Origin of the sequence: Paenibacillus sp. FSL K6-1558 (assembly GCF_038002565.1) — a bacterium.
Lineage (GTDB): Bacteria > Bacillota > Bacilli > Paenibacillales > Paenibacillaceae > Paenibacillus > Paenibacillus polysaccharolyticus.
This window is the reverse complement of record NZ_JBBOCV010000001.1, coordinates 5,955,289-5,969,905: the sequence shown is the minus strand read 5'-3', so window position 1 is coordinate 5,969,905 and position 14,617 is coordinate 5,955,289. Positions and strand designations below refer to the sequence as shown.

Sequence of the window (14,617 nt, the reverse complement as noted above, 5' to 3'; positions counted from 1 at the left end):
CAACTAAAAGGAACCGTTTGGATCTCACCTAGAGGTGATTTTCAAGCGGTTCTTTTGCATGTTAAACAGCAGGAAATGTTGCAATATTTCCCATGTTCCTCCTGAAATGGTACAATGATAAAGGTGACATACATAATATATTCGGAGGTATATGCTGATGAAGATGAAAAAAGGACTGCTTTCAGGTTTCCTGGCTCTGGCTTTAACTTCCACTCTCCTCGCATCCACAAATGTAAGCGCAAACAATTCTACCGAGTCACGCACTCCTTTCTCCTACTCCCTCGTAACCAAAGGTTATGACTGGGGTCCGGGTGTTTACAAGATTATTCTGGATACAGGTGTAGCCATTCAAGGAAATACACTGACCAAAGACACCTTCAAGGTTCTTGCGGAACGTAATTATCCAATGATTAATTTTCAAACGCAGCAAAAGTATGATGGCTCAGACAGCAGTAGCAGAACGATCGAGAGAGCTTATCTTTCGGACAAAGACGGCAATAAAACCTCCCTCTCCGCAGGACAATATATTACGATTGAGATGAAAGTCCATCCCGATCTAATGACCGCAAGTCCGTTTATGTTTGATCTGCAATCGTTTACCAATAAGTATGTTGAGCTTCAATATACGATTGTTCAGCAAAAATCCCTTCAAGATACCATGGGCAATGCCGTTGAGCATTTGACCACAAGACCAGACACCCCGCATACCATGATCGAACAAGGTGTCGACGTGTTTGATACATCCGGCAAATTCAGTTACAAGGACTCCAAGTTCGGTCAGATTAATCTAACGTACGCTTCCTATATGCCGGAAACCAACAAGAAAAAACCACTGATCATCTGGCTTCATGGTGCCGGTGAAGGAGGTACGGATCCGCGAATTGCCCTGCTGGGTAATAAGGTGACCTCTTTAGCCGATGAATCGATCCAAAAGTATTTTGGAGATGCTGCTGTGTTGGTGCCCCAGACTCCAACCTTCTGGATGAATGACGGAACCGGGCAATATACCAAAGACGGAAAGAGTATGTATACGAAATCGTTAACTGCGTTGATCAAACAATATGTGAAGCAGCATGCTACGGATATTGATACAGACCGAATCTACATTGGCGGTTGCTCCAATGGCGGATTTATGACTTTGAACATGTTGCTTGCGAACCCGGATTACTTTGCAGCTGCTTATCCTTCCGCAGAAGCGTACGAGGATCGTTTGTTGAGCAAACAGGATATCGCCAAACTTAAAAATATTCCGATCTGGTTCACGGCGGCAGGAGCGGATCAGACGGTGGATACGTCCAAAACGTCAACAGCTACCTACAAACGCCTGATTGCTGCGGGAGCCAAAAATGCTCATTACTCCTATTTTGATAAGGTGCTGGATTTAAGTGGAGTATACACCAAAGGAAATGGCGATAACACCCCATACGAGTATAATGGACACTGGTCCTGGATTCCTGTTTTAAACAATGACATTTCCAAAGACTTCGATGGTAAACCTGTGAAAATCAAAGGTAAAAGCGTAACGCTTATGGAGTGGCTGGCTAACCAGAAAAAGTAACAGGCCAGGCATGTCTACATCGCTGGAGCCGCACCAAGCGGCTCCTTTTCTATTCCTTTGATATAACTACAGGCCACGTGCCGGAGGAATGCTTTGCGGGTTGTTGAACACATTTTGGGGATCGTATTTGGCTTTGACTCTGCGTAATCTCGCGTAGTTCGCCCCGTAGTACACCGGACCTGAGCGTTTGATGCCTTGATCCGGTACATTAATGTAGGAACCGACGATGTAAGGCTGTAATTTTTGGCGTGTGTTACGCACAATGGCAATATTTTTGGCTGCCTGGGACGGTTTCGTCCAGGAGCTGTTCCATTCCACATAGAACTTGGCTTTACGCCAGTAGAATGCTGTAGATGTAGGTGATTTACGACTGACAGCTCCGCCCCAGTTGAGGAAAAAGAAACCGGCGAATTCGCCTTCCACATTTTCCAGAAACGCTCGCATCGATTTGATTGCCCGATCCGGGAACGGCTTTCGTCCAAATCCGGAAGAAAATTGATTGCTGTATCTCTGAGTAAGCACAGGATCTGGAGGTAGAAGAAAAGTAACCGCCTCTGTATAAGGCACTGAACGTATGATCGTCTGGGATGGTGTGCCCGTGCTGGTCATCGGCTTTAACAAACGCAGTGCCTCGGATTTAGAACCAAGAAACAAACCTTCCATACTGACATTGCCGCCTTTTTTGGGGCCGATAGACAGCTCACTCCCGAGCCGGGTATCGACGGAAGGCGCCCACTTTTGCCACACTTTGAGTACCTTCTCGAACTGAGCCCAAGGCCAGGTGATCCGATATACTGTCGCTCTGGCTGGTGCCCGGCGTACTTTGAATTTGTAACGGGTATAGACTCCAAAGTTTCCTCCGCCACCACCTTGCGATGCCCAGAACAGATCAGCGTTACATTTTTTGTTCGCACGAATGATTTTCCCGTTTGCATCCACCATCTCGAATTCCAGCAGATTATCACTGATCAGACCGATCGTTCGTTGAAGAGGCCCGATCCCTCCCCCAAGCGTAATACCACCTATACCAACGGTTGGGCTATCCCCGAATGGAGCAATGAATCCCTGACGTGCGAGTGTATGTGCAATTCTGCCAACTCGGTTTCCCGCTCCCACAACGGCTGTTCCTGTTGTTTTGTTCAGCTTGATGGTGTTCAGATCACTGACATCAATGACAATCCCGCCGTTCACCTGTGACAGATTAACCTCAAGCGCATGTCTTCCACTTCGCGGACGAATCGGTACGTTGTTCTCACGAGCCCATTTGATGGCATTGGAGACATCTTTCGTTTTTTGAGCAAAAACGAAGACTTTAGGATACCTGTCGGTATGCGGGTCCCAGTTTTTACGTGCTGCCTCATACCCTGGATCCCCTTTAAAAATGACACGTCCGGTTAGTTTTGTTTTACTGTTGGTTTTCACATATCCCACTCCCTGCGTTTAGCATCGTTATACAGCATTTCTGCATTAGGCATTTTATACTGTATGAACGACATTCGCGGAGGGAATGGGCTGTAGAATGTCCTATACGCAAAAAAATTCCCTTAAAGCGTATAGACCGCTGTAAGGGAATTAATTTTCATTTCGTAATTTTCATCAACTATCCGGTTCGATTTTGATGAGTTTCCACGGCTCTTGTTCTTTTTCACCATACCAGACAAGCACATCAGCGAACAGATCCATGATACGAATAAAGCTTTTTTTGTCGGCTTCCGTAATCTGATCTGCGAGCTTAAATATGTCATCAAAACAAAGCTCACGAACAAATGCGGTGTACTTCGTGTATACCTCTCGACCTTTGGCAGACGGTTTGACGTAAATATCTTTGCGGTTACCACTCAGATGATATTTTTCAAGTAGTCCTTTTTCAGTCAAATTCTTCACATTTTTAGAAAAAGTACTGCGGCTAACGCCCAAACGAGCAGCCATCTCGGACATCTTCTCTTCCTGATCCTCTGCTTCCAGAATGTATTCAAGCGTCTGAATCTGGGCTGCAGAGAATGTCATATCTGTTCCGTAGCTTCGTTGCAGCTTATAGGTGTTCGAGTAGGCATTGCCGTATTTGATGATCTTCTCGACAAGCTCCCGATGGTCACCCATCCAATCTAATTTCATGCGTAATCCCTTTCGTCTTCGAATTCTCTCTCTATTACTCTACTGAAATCAGATTCGTTTTTCAATCCATGAGATCGCTTCTTCAATCACTTCATCCCGTGCTGTCTCATTAAATATTTCATGCATGAGATGTGCATAGATTTTCAGTGTTTTATCTGCCGAAGCGATATCTCCGTAGAAGTCACGGGAATCCTTTTCGCTAACAAGTCCATCATTCGCTCCATGTAACACAAGCACCGGATCAACAAATTGCTTCGCATGTTCTTTCAGCCATTCTACTCCATACCCCAGACTGTTAAACAAATCTACAGAAATCTGCTTTTCTACCAGCGGGTCATTAGCGTAAGCGGATACAACCTCAGGAACACTGCATACTCCGCTGCCGAGTTCATTCGGGAAATACGTGCCTGCTGGCAGAGCCATCGGCAGTTCTCCAGCCACTTTCGTATTAAATCGAGTAAGCGCTCCTGATAATACGATACCTTTCACTTTTCCCGGATATTTCGTTCCAAATGATGAAGAAGCAAAACCGCCCATACTATGTCCAATAATATACAGTGGCGTATCGCCGCTCTCCTCCAGTGCAACCTCCACTACAGCGTTGACATCATCAATCAGATGATGAAAATCACTATAAAATGTTCGTTGTCCTTCCGATCTTGCATGACCCCGATGGTCAAAACGGTATACGTTGAATCCACGGCCGTTCAATTTCTCTGTCAAATAATCATAGCGGCTGGCATGCTCTGCCAATCCGTGTACAATGACTATGGCGGCCTTCGCATTTTCAACTAAATTTTTGCTGAAATAAAGCTGTGTTCCGTCAAAGGATTTAAGTGTTGTTTCGATGCTGTTCATCGTGTATCCCATCCTTTTATTCATTTTTATATTCGTTATAAATAATATTGTTTCTTACAGAAACAATATATCACCCTTATGAAGCGTTTGTCCATGAATTTTTAAAGCGTTTACAATTAAGTTTTTACGGAAGTGCATCTTCTTAAGGCATGTCATACTTTGTGCTCCTAAACGGTCAAAAAAGCCTCGTTCTTCTTCTTTTCCGCTTATTATTTCTGATGAACGTAACAACAATAAAAAAAGGACAGGCACTGTTTAACAGTACCTGTCTTCTCTCTCTGTATTGCTCTGTATTTATTCTGGTTCTATTACTACTCTATATCCAGTGTAAATCCAAGACTCGCATTTAACATGAGCAAAATCATAAGCAATGATTCCGATCTTGTAGCATTGGCATTGGGTTTAAATGAACTAACTCTAGATTAATTCTAGCTTAACAACGTTTGTTGGATGATAAGCCTGCATCTTATGTTTGTTCGACGAATTCCAAAATTCTACTCACGCCCTCCACCATACCTCCCGTTTCAAAAAAACTGCTCCCCAATCTCACCGCTTCAGCTCTCATCTTCTCACTTCTCATCGTTTCAAACGTCATGTCCTTTAGATCTGAAGCAGGCATGTTCATATCACGGCCATACACACCGACTCCCAATTCTTCCAATCTCGATGCAATTGCAAATTGATCAGCCCCTTGAGGGAACAGAATCATTGGCACGCCAAATGCAAGGGCTTCGGACACACTGTTATAACCGGCATGAGAGATAAAAATATCTGCCTTGCTTAAAATCTCCAACTGAGGAACAAATGCAGATACCGTCATATTTTCGGGAATGTCTCCCAAGGATGAAATATCAATCCTTTTCCCTACTGACATAATGATTTGAGCTTCGCTGTATCTGAAAGCTTCAATACATTTCAGGTAGAAATCCGGGCGATCTGTATAGATGGAGCCAAACGAAATGTAAATCAGGGGAAGCTCATGCTCCTGTTTCGTTCTTATCCTCATGGATTGAAGCATTTCAGAGCTAACATTAGGGAACTGTGGACCTATAAACACAAAACGGTCATCAAACACATCCGAATGTGGCTGGAATACTTTTGACGTATATACTAGATTTAATTCTTCATTCCCACTAAACGCATCTACCAGGCCAAAATCTTGAATATGATGCCTTTCAGCCAGTTCTCCCGCCAAACGGTTTAGTTCGCTGGCCGTCGTGTCTGCAAATGCGTAGCCTTCTTGGATTCTGAATACCTTGTGTATGAGAAAATGATGGTCTTTCTCCAAAAGCGCCTGATTGATCGCAAACGTTAGGACATAACAGGCCACTGGCACCTCAAGCAGTTCTGCAATCAGTTTGCCCCAATGAGCGTCACTGTCCCTGACAATGTAGTCCGGTTGCTCAGCCATAACTTCTGCCAAAATCGCATGAAGAACGGCCCTGCTTTTCTGGATCACTCCAGGAACTAGATGCTCCAGCATCGTCTGCGGGTTACTCAAAAATAGGCCCGGATCATTGTCGTCCACAAACAACTCTCTCATATTCCCATAGCTTCGAAAATCCACATCATAATCGGCAAGCAACCCTCTATATTGTTCATCCGAATAATAAATCACGGTCTCTCCACGTGCCAGCAACTCTGCAACAAGGGGTAGTGTTGGTTTAACATGGCTGAAAAATGGAAGGCTAAATATCATTACCGTTGCCATAGCGGACTCCCTTCGTCATACGATTCACACGTCTTACTCATTTGTATTACCTATCAGAACTCCTTCGTCAAGATACGCAAAAATACCGTCAACGCCCAGCTTCACTCCGCCTTCCGTACGGATCTCTTCCCCGACCCTCTTGCAGGACTCAGCATAAGCCTTATCATGGAGGATACGTTCCGTCATAAACGAAATATCTGAAGGTGTGCAGTGTTGGCTATCGCCGATGCTTCCTGCCCCCAATGCCTCAATCCGGCTGGACACAGCAAACTGATCCGCTGCTTGCGGGAACACCAGCATAGGCACTCCGTGGTAGAGTGCTTCATTGGTACTGTTATGACCTCCATGTGTAATGAACACATCCACATATTGGAGCAGTCTTCGCTGAGGAACATGGGATCGAACAGTAAAATGCTCGGGAAACTCCCCCAATTCTTCAAGAGAGATTCGCTGTCCGACAGACATGATTACGTTCCACCGATGTTCCTGGAATGCTTCGATACATTTTCGATAAAAAAGAAGACAGTCGTTATATACGGTTCCCATCGATATGTAGATTACAGGCAGATCCTGTTCAACATGCGGCAGGTCTCCGCCCTCTTGTTCCTCCTCACGAATCATCGGACCCAGAAACAGATAATCCGAACCAAACGACTCTATAAATGGCTGGAAAACCCGTGAAGTAAAAACAAGATTAAGGTCGTCCGCCCCGGAAAAGGCATCGATCGCCCTATATTCTACAGAATATGGAAGAGAGAGTTGCCTTGTATATTCATTCAAATATTCGCTGAAACTGCCGGACTCGGGAAGCCACGCCATACGTCCTGTCGTATTTCCGAATACATTGGCAACAAAATAGTCATGATGAATATCCATCATCGTTTCATTCAAAGCAATGGTAGTGATATAACAAATCACCGGAATATCAAGCATAGTGCCGATCATTTTCCCCCAATAAGATTCGCAGTCCCGGATAATGTAGTCTGGATCATCCTCCATCACCTGTTCAAGGAGTAAACGGACCATCTTCTGATGTTTATTCAGTTTATGTGGAACAAGCTGGTCTAAAACTTTCAATGGGTCTGTCGTAAGAATAGGGATCTCTTCGTCCAACAGTGGAAGCACATCTCCATAACTTCGACATATCACGCCTTCCATTTGTACATATTTCATATACGCATCTGTTGTATAGTAATAGACCTGTTCCCCTCGGTTGGCCAGTTCTTGAACCAACCCCACTGTAGGATTAACATGACCAAAATACGGAAAACTGAACACAACGGTTGTGCCCATTGCTGCACCGCCCTTTCGTACATCAAGTCTGAAATCTCCGAACATCGCAACATGCCCGGAGATTTCAAGAAAGTTTTAGTGATTTGAGCTACTGCACCGTAATCATTCCTGCTGTCAGTTTCTTCTCCAGTTCTTCGGCACTCGTCTCGAATGGAAGAGCGATATGCACTTGCATGTTGCAACCGACATGTCTGACGTAGAAATAAATCCCATAATGATCAGCCGCTTCTGCAAAAGAAGGTCCCCCATCAGGTATGACGTTATCTTCTGGTTCCGCTTGTATAGCTCCAAAATAATTGAGCAGAATCCCCTTGCCTGTGCCTTGATCCTCCATATCAGTGAAACGGATCTGGTGAGCGGAAGTCGTTTGATTCAATGCTTGAATTTGCTGCAAGAGTTGCTCCGCTGGGGAATGGGTATTCAGCACCAATGGGATATAGTCCGTAAAATTACCGACAAGATGATAATAGGTATGCTCCCCATATCGTCTTCCACTGCTGACCAATTGTACAGGCAATTGCGGTAGTTCAAGATATTCCCGCCCAAAAACCGCTAGCAAACCGAGCACCTTCAGCCAGCCTTCCTCCGGGTTTCCTTCTGCAAGTTCCCATTCCAACGTGATCGATGTGCTCTTCTGGGCCGGGAACTCCGCGAGCTTGTTACTTATGCCTAGAAGAAGCTGACGATACGTTCCCAGTTCGAAGCGACGCTCCAGTTCCATAAAGCTGATTCCGATCGGCCCCTCCTCGATCCGTCGAAGGTAATCACGATATCGGGTAGGATGTTTTCCCCCGTGCAACGTGGATGCCGCCCCTGTTAATACCTCAGCAATTAAACTGCAACTTAACCCGTCGGATAAAGCATGATGAGAAGAGTACACCAAAACTTTCGCTCCGGTTCTGCTGTTCTCAATGACTACCATTCGGTACAACAAACGGTCTGGTCCATCCTCTTCAAATCTGTCATAGTACAATTCCGAAACCAATTGTTCCATTACTGCTTCGGAGCAGGTTGACTCAAGTTTGACGTGTGGTACTTTAAATCCGGCAGGATGCTCCCGCAAGCTCCAACTTTTGGCCATAGTGCCATTGTACAAACACCTCATCATTTCCTGCTCCTGCACCAATCCATGAATGGCTTGATGGATATCCTCATATGTCTTGTCGGCAGGGAAATGCATAACAACACCAACGTTTTCTGCGCGTCCGAGATGTGTGGACTGGGAAGCGGTAAGAGGCAATATGGCCAATTCCACCTCTGCGGTCAATTGTCTTCTGTATACCTCTTGTTGATCTGCAATGGTTGCACGGGCAACCATCAGTTGCTTCCGTTCCGAATCACCCAAAACCTGTTGCAATTGCTTCTGTTGTGAACCGAATGTCTTCGCTCCACCGGATATTCGTTCTGGTAAACCTTCCGATTGAAGCTGCTGATCATCTTCAGATGTAGTTTGAAGTAACCGTTTCCCTAGAGCAACAGGAGATTGATGAACTAACAAGTCTCTCACATCCAGAGCAACCCCCTGCTCTTTCAACAAAAAGCTGGCTTTCATTGCCGAGATAGAATCGCCACCCAGTTCGTGGAACAAGTCATCGGTTCCGATTCCATGAACATTCAAGACTTGTTCAAACACACGAACGATCGTTGCCTCCAGTTCATTCTCAGGCATACGGGATAGCTCCCCTGCCTCTTGCAACAGTTCCAAACGTTGAAGTGCACCATGATCTACCTTGCCATTTGACGTCACAGGGAGCCCGTCCAGCTTCACCAAGAATGATGGAAGCATATAATGAGGAAGAACAGTCGTAAGCTCGATCTTCAGTTCGCGCGATGCTGGTGCATGGTCACCCGTGTAATAGGCTACTAGTGAATTTTCATTTTCCCACAGTCTAGGCAATACAACGGCTTCACGAACACCCGTTATTTGTAGCAGTCGTGCCTCAATCTCACTTGGTTCAACACGGTATCCTCTGATCTTAAGCTGATTGTCCATTCTGCCTTGGTATATCATCCTGCCATCTGGTAACAGTTTGACTAGATCTCCCGTGCGATACATCCGTTCAAACCCTGGCATGTCTGAGGAGACGAAATGTCTCGCAGTTATTTCCGGCAGATTCAAATAACTCCGCGCAAGTCCAGTACCTGCGATGCATAGTTCTCCAGACACCCCGACAGGCAGTGGGTTCAGTTCTGCATCTACAACGCACAGTCTGCTATGAGGGATGGAGTATCCAATAGGCACAGATAACATATCGGCCTCTTGTTGATATTCCCATATCGCTGCACATACAGATGCTTCGGTTGGTCCATAAGCATTCACACAGCGCATATGCTGGCTCCATGTCGACAGCATGGCCGATGACGGCTCTGAACCAGCTGTGATCATGAGGCGAAGACCAGGTAAATGCTCAGGTTGCAAACGTGCCATGTAAGGAGGCGGAAGCGTCATAACTGTAACATTCGCCTTTTCCACGTACCGTTCGAAGTGAACCGGATCAGCAATGGTCTCTGCTGATACTAAACACAGTGTTCCTCCGGTAGTAAATGCCATGGCAAACTCCCATATTGATGCATCAAAAGAGCAAGAAGCAAATTGAAGAATGCGATCTTCGGAATGTATTCCGAGCGTAGAGATAAAGAGTGTCGAAAGATTAGCTAGTCCTGCATGTTCTAGCGCCACACCTTTAGGTCTGCCTGTAGTCCCTGAAGTATAGATAATATAAGCCAGATTGTTTCTTTGTGGTCTGTGCAATGCGTTGTTTGTGTTCACATCGGTAAATTGCATATCCTGAGGCAGATAAACAGGCATATGATTTGCGGTATGCTGTGTATCTGCCTGATCCGTAATCATTAGCACTGCTCCGCTGTCCTGAAGCATGTATGATGTGCGATCCGCCGGAAATTCCGGATCGATTGGCAGATATACCGCTCCTGCCTTGAGTACCGCCAGAAACGCAATGACAAGTTCGAAGGAACGCTCCATTCTGACCGCTACGACATCTTCCAGGCCCAGGCCCCTTGAACGTAGCCAGTTAGCCCATAGTTCTGACTGTGTGTCCAGCTGTTCGTACGTCATATGTGAATCCCCAAACAACAAAGCTTCCTTATGGGGAGATCGTTTGGCATGCAGGGCAAACTGCTCCAGTAAAGTCAGGTCAGGTGCATCATATCGATTCTTACTGTTAAGTCCCTTCCATTGTTCATGCAAAAGCTCTTGGGGTAGCAGCGTCATCTGCGATACCAGTATCTGCGGATGTTCTATAACGGTCTGCATAATATGCATAATATAGTCCACATAACGCAGTACGCTGTCCCTTTGGAAAAGACGGGTGCAGTACTCCAAGTCGAAATACAACACACCATCCCCGCCCTCAAACCCGGCTAAAGTAAGATCAAATTTGGACACAGTTTGCTCGAAGCCAACATGTGAGAAATGCAGTCCTCTAAAATCAAAACGATTCTCAGCCATATTTTGAAGGACAAACATCGTGTCGAACATCGGATTACGGCTGGGATCTGGCGTGTATCCCAAGTTCCGTGCCAAATCCTGATATTGTATCGCCTGATGCTCAAACGCACCCAGCGCCGTATGTTTTACCTGAGTCAGGAGCTCAGTGAAACGTAATTGCGGTGACACCTCGGCACGGATGGGAACCACATTTACAAACATGCCCATCGTGTGTTCCAGATCGGCCTGTGTTCTGCCGGAGACTGGCGAACCAACGACCAGTTCCTTCTGTCCGGACAGCTTGGAGAGCATGGTCTGGTACATTGTCAGGAGCAACATGAATAACGTAACGCCATTTGCGGCAGCGAGCCTCTTCAGAGACGACGTGCGAGTTGCATCAACGGTAAAGTTAATTCTGCTACCCTCCAAACCTTTAAGCTTCGGTCTAGGGTGATCATATGGCAGACTCAAAACGGGAACTCCGTTTTTGAACTGATCTGTCCAATACTGCCCCTGAGCCTGAAATGCACGATCCTCTTTCTGTTTATGTTGCCATACCGAGAAATCCTTGTAGTGAAGTTTGATCTCAGGTAATGAATCTCCATTGTAGATGCTCGCCAGTTCTGAGATGAATATGCCAATGGAGGCTCCGTCAGCTACGATATGATGAAGATCAATCAGAAGCAGATGTTTTCTCGGCCCCATCTTCGTTATTCCTGCTCGAAATAACGGCAGTCTTGCCAGATCAAATGGACGGATAAATTGTCTTATCGTTTCTTCAAGATTAGTTGAAGCCTGCTCAGAATACTCAAGTGAGACGACGTTCTCATCGTGTACTTCCTGAACAGGATCACCATTGATTGCATAAAAAGTCGTTCGAAGAATTTCGTGTCTCTTCGTCAGTTCCTCAAGCGCATACCGAAGTCGCTGATCGTCGAAATCCCCTTCGATAACAAGAGCCTCTGGCATGTTATAAGCGGTTGAATGCGGATCATTACAGAACAGCGTGTACATCTGCTCTTGCGTAAAAGATAAAGGATAATGCACCCCCGGATTTGCAGGCGAAATTGCCGGACAAGCACTGATTTCTTTTAAAGTAATCACTTCCGCTAACGCCTTGACGGTCTGCTTTTCGAAAATATGATCTACACTGATCTCCACACGGAATTCTTTCTGAATTCTGGACATCAGCATCGTCGCTTTAAGGGAATGTCCTCCTGCAGTAAAAAAATTCTCATCTGCGGATACCCTCTTCAATCCAAGAACATCAGCAAATATCTCACATAACTTCTGTTCCGTTTCATTTTCCGGCTCTCGGAATTCAACATCCAGGTTGATACAATCCATGGAAGAGATCACCTTCTTGTCCAACTTTCCGTTTTCGGACAGCGGAAGCTGATGAAGTCGATAATAGCGCGCCGGAAGCATATAGAAAGGCAACTCTCTTGCCATGTAATCACGTAATTCAACAGCCTTGATGTCGTCGGTTTGAAGATAAGCAATCAATCGGACGGGAATGCCTTCTTCTTCCTCACATATAACCGCTGCCGCTTGAACACCTGGGTAGCTCTGAAGACACTGTTCAATCTCGGGAAGCTCAATCCGATATCCTCTTAACTTCACCTGAGCATCCTTGCGCCCGAGACAACAGATCTCCCCCTCTTCCGTCCATTTGGCCAGATCTCCAGTCCGATATAGTCGCTCACCCGCAATAAACGGATTGGGTACAAAAGCTTGATCAGTAAGCTCAGGCTGGTTAAGATAACCGCGAGCCAGACCCGGACCCGACAAACAAAGTTCCCCAACGATTCCCGGCGAAACAGGCTCGTTCCAATGATCGAGAATATATGCACGCATGTTCGATATCGGACGACCAATCGTCACCTTCTCTCCCTGTTCCACATCTCTTTTACAGAGAGCGACGATACTGGATTCAGTAGGACCATACTCGTTGTATATCTTCACATCCGGAAGCCGTTCTCTGCTTTCCTGAACCAGTGCAGGAGAGACACTCTCCCCTGCAAGCGTAATAAGGTGCACACACAGTTTGTCTTCCGGTTTAATCTGTTGCAAAAGCAGGCGGTACAACGAAGGCACACATATAAAATGAGTGATCTGATATACGATAAGCAATTGCTTCAGACGTAGTGGATCTTTAACCTGAATTTCGGTAGCCATAAAGAGACTTGCTCCCGACACAAGCGGGGTCAAGAATCCCGTCATGAAGCCATCAAAGGAATAGGAAAAGAGCTGGATCGTGTTGTCCTCTACTCCCAATGCGTACTCTTCTTTTCTCCATGCGATTGAATTGACCAGTCCTCCATGAGATACGACTACTCCTTTTGGATTCCCGGTTGTTCCCGAAGTATATATAATATAAGCGGGTAGTTCAGCCGTGATGGGAACAAGGATCTCACCATCATTACTTGCTGCATCCAGGTCTTCACACGAAAGTAATCGTTCCACGTCTTGGAACAAAGAAAGACTAACATAACGGGCCTGTGTGAGCAGACGATTTACCCCGGCATCTTTCAGTATGAATCGAACTCGCTCTGCGGGCGTCTGCACATCTATTGGCAAAATACATGCCCCCGCCCTCCACACGGCTAAGATTGCAATGGCCGTCTCCAGGCTTCGGTCAAGGTAAAGTCCTACGATATCCCCTTGCTTTGTTCCGTCTTTAATCAATGCAGTAGCCCAGCGGTTTACTTTTTCCTCCAGCTCTGCATAACGTATCGAAGCATCCGATGTCACGATGGCTGTAGCCTCTGGTGTCTGCTGGACTTGCTCCGCAAACAAACCCATTACACTGGAACCATAGGTCCGGCGCGGCCCTGTTGCATATTCATTCAACAATCGGTCGCGTTCTAGTCCAGCAAGCACCCCACTGGCCTCCACCGGACGATCCGGGTTCTCTATTAATTGTTCAATGATAACCCCATACTGTTTCGCAAAACGCTCCAAATCAGCGGTGTTAAAGAAGCGGGTATTGCCGGCTAACACACCGCACAGCTTGTCCTGACTCCAATACATATGAAGCCGCATGCCCAGCGTCTCACTCTCTACATCTGTTACGTTGTACATCCCCTGAATGGAAAAACGAATATGTTGAAGAAAAGCGTAATCCCGGTCATGGACAACCTTCATATCGTCTACAAGGCGGTCCATCGAATAATCACTGTGTTTGACTGTCTCGATATATGTCGATTTAAGTTCATTTAGCCATTCCCGGAAAGTACAGCCTTTCGGGGAATGGTCGATGAGTGGAATCCAGTTTGGCTCCGGCGAACATTCGCTTGTGTCTTGTATTCTGTTCACCGGGTAAGCAACGGTAAGCGAATCACTGCTGGTATGCTTGTGAAGAAGAGTCTTTAAAGCTGTCAGTAAAATCAAAAACAGAGCTTCTTTGGATTCCCCGCTCATGGTGCGCAACCGTTCGCTTACATTCTGTGCCAACTTAAACGGGTAGGATTGAACAGCGGACTTCTCATGCTGAGGTGTAAAGGATGACGTGAACAACGTTTCCTCCGTTTTGAGTGCCAGCATTTTTTTTACCCAGTGCTTCTTTTGCAATCTTAGTTCCTGTGCGGAAACAGCCTCTTTTTGCGACGTTCGATCCATGTCACTTCATCCC

7 protein-coding genes are annotated in these 14,617 nt (G+C 46.0%); 1 reads left to right on the top strand and 6 read right to left on the bottom strand.

Annotated features, from left to right (window positions below; translation table 11 throughout):
* The first annotated feature begins 157 nt into the window (after positions 1-157).
* The gene (locus MHI38_RS25905) at positions 158-1,558 is read left to right on the top strand and encodes a prolyl oligopeptidase family serine peptidase (protein WP_186809559.1); all 1,401 of its coding nucleotides are present in this window, start codon (positions 158-160) and stop codon (positions 1,556-1,558) included.
* Positions 1,559-1,624: 66 nt separating this feature from the next.
* Here MHI38_RS25905 and MHI38_RS25900 read toward each other — a convergent pair whose 3' ends face one another.
* From MHI38_RS25900 to MHI38_RS25875, 6 genes are all read right to left on the bottom strand, one after another.
* Positions 1,625-2,980 (bottom strand): FAD-binding protein, encoded by a 1,356-nt coding sequence (locus MHI38_RS25900; protein WP_154886676.1) that lies wholly within the window; start codon positions 2,978-2,980, stop codon positions 1,625-1,627.
* A 174-nt stretch (positions 2,981-3,154) separates the two neighbouring features.
* Positions 3,155-3,673: a MarR family winged helix-turn-helix transcriptional regulator gene (locus tag MHI38_RS25895; RefSeq protein WP_341181850.1), complete on the bottom strand. Its 519-nt coding sequence runs from the start codon at positions 3,671-3,673 to the stop codon at positions 3,155-3,157.
* A gap of 48 nt (positions 3,674-3,721) precedes the next feature.
* Positions 3,722-4,531, bottom strand: a complete 810-nt coding sequence (locus MHI38_RS25890; RefSeq protein ID WP_090920360.1) for an alpha/beta hydrolase — start codon at positions 4,529-4,531, stop codon at positions 3,722-3,724.
* Between the two features lie 466 nt (positions 4,532-4,997).
* Positions 4,998-6,230, bottom strand: coding sequence for a macrolide family glycosyltransferase (locus MHI38_RS25885; RefSeq protein WP_341181849.1), 1,233 nt, complete (start codon positions 6,228-6,230; stop codon positions 4,998-5,000).
* A gap of 45 nt (positions 6,231-6,275) precedes the next feature.
* Positions 6,276-7,535 (bottom strand): macrolide family glycosyltransferase, encoded by a 1,260-nt coding sequence (locus MHI38_RS25880; protein ID WP_341181848.1) that lies wholly within the window; start codon positions 7,533-7,535, stop codon positions 6,276-6,278.
* An 88-nt stretch (positions 7,536-7,623) separates the two neighbouring features.
* A complete protein-coding gene (locus tag MHI38_RS25875; RefSeq protein ID WP_341181847.1) occupies positions 7,624-14,604 on the bottom strand; it encodes an amino acid adenylation domain-containing protein in 6,981 nt (2,326 codons plus the stop codon).
* Positions 14,605-14,617 lie beyond the last annotated feature (13 nt).